This is a genomic window from Roseateles saccharophilus, from assembly GCF_004342485.1.
GTDB classification, from domain to species: Bacteria; Pseudomonadota; Gammaproteobacteria; order Burkholderiales; family Burkholderiaceae_C; genus Pelomonas; species Pelomonas saccharophila.
In genome coordinates this window covers 1-1,735 of the sequence record NZ_SMBU01000094.1, presented here as the reverse complement: position 1 = coordinate 1,735, position 1,735 = coordinate 1, and the positions used below count along the sequence as shown (strand labels likewise).

Annotated in this window: 2 protein-coding genes; both read left to right on the top strand. The window is 70.0% G+C overall.

Translation table 11 applies throughout. The features are described from left to right. A partial coding sequence (gene istA / locus EV671_RS26505; RefSeq protein WP_132576892.1) for an IS21 family transposase occupies nt 1-1,128 on the top strand: 1,128 nt, incomplete at its 5' end. 53 nt (nt 1,129-1,181) lie between these two features. Next, nucleotides 1,182-1,735: ATP-binding protein (locus tag EV671_RS26500; RefSeq protein WP_132576891.1), on the top strand; the 554-nt coding region annotated here is incomplete at its 3' end.

Below are 1,735 nucleotides of genomic sequence, written 5' to 3'. Positions count from 1 at the left end.
GAGCGGCTGTTCGTCGACTACGCCGGCCAGACGGTGCCGGTGGTGGACGCCAGCACGGGCGAGATCCGCCGAGCCCAGGTGTTCGTGGCCGTGCTGGGCGCCTCGAACTACACCTACGCGTGCGCGACCTGGCAGCAGACAGCCGCCGACTGGGTGGGCGCCATCATCGCGACGCTGACGTTCATCAAGGGCGTGCCCAAGTTGCTGGTGCCCGACCAGCCGCGCGCGCTCATCGCCAACCCCGATGCCTACGAGCCTGTCACCGGGCGGCTGATGCAGGAACTGGGCGAGCACTACGGCGTGGCGGTTCTGCCGGCACGCCCAGGCCGGCCCCAGGACAAGGCCAAGGTCGAGGTGGGGGTGCAGGTGGTCGAGCGCTGGATCCTGGCGCGCATTCGCCACCGGCGCTTCTTCAGCCTGGTGGAGCTCAACCGCGCCATCGTTCAGTTGTTGGACGACCTCAACCAGCGGCCGTTCAAGAAGCTGCCCGGCTGCAGGGCGGTCGCCTTCGCGGCGCTGGACGCGCCGGCCTTGAAGCCGTTGCCGGCCACGCCGATGGCGCTCGCGCAGTTCAAGCCGGCGCGGGTCAACATCGACTATCACGTGGCCTTCGAGGGCCACTACTACTCGGTGCCGCACCAGCACGTGGGCGCCGCCGTGGAGCTGCGCATCACGGCCGGCACGCTGGAGGTGCTGCTGCGGCGCCAGCGCATCGCAGCGCACGCCCTGAGCCACCTCGTGGGCGGCTTCACCACCGTGGCCGAGCACATGCCGGCGTCTCACCGCGCGCACCGGCAGTGGACGCCGGCCAAGCTCATCGGCTGGGGCGAGCGCATCGGCGCCGCCACCGCCGGGGTGGTGCGCTGGCAGATGGAGCACCGCACGCACCCCGAGCAGGGCTACCGCGCCTGCCTGGGACTGATGCGACTGGCGCGTGAGTACGGCGACGAGCGCCTGGAGGCCGCGTGCGCCCGGGCGCAGTCCATCCGTGCGCCGCACTACCGCAGCGTCAAGTCGATCCTGGCCAGTGGTCTGGACCGGTGGGGCACCAGCCTGCTCGGCGGTGACACGGCATCCATGCCCGCCCACGACAACGTGCGTGGACCCAGCTACTACGGACACCACTGAGGCTGGCGCACCACCAGCCCCTTGGCCTAACTCTCAAACATCACGAATACACCATGCTTCAACAACATACCCTGGACCAACTGCGCGGCCTGCGCCTGGACGGCATGATTGCCGCGCTCAACGACACCGCACTGCAGGCCAGCGCCGAGGCGTTGCCCTTCGAACAGCGCCTGGCGCTGCTGGTGCAGCGCGAGCTGGACTGGCGCGACGGCAAGCGCGTGGTGCGGCTGCTCAAGGCCGCCAAGCTCAAGGTCAGCGGCGCCTGCGTCGAGGACATTGACTGGCGCGCGGGCCGCGGCCTGGACCGGCACCTGGTCACTGCGCTGACCGAGGGCGACTGGATCCGGCACGGCCGCAACGTGTTGATCACCGGCGCCACCGGCTGCGGCAAGACTTGGCTCGGTTGCGCGTTGGCCCAGCAGGCCGCACGCCAGGGCTTCACGGTGCTCTACACCCGCTCGACCCGGCTGCTGCAGGAGCTGCAGGTGGCGCACGGCGACGGCAGCTTCGGCCGTCGTCTGGCGCAGCTGGCGCGACTGGATTTACTCGTCCTGGACGATCTGGCCATTGCTCCCATCGCCGCGCAGGAACGCCAGGATCTGCTCGA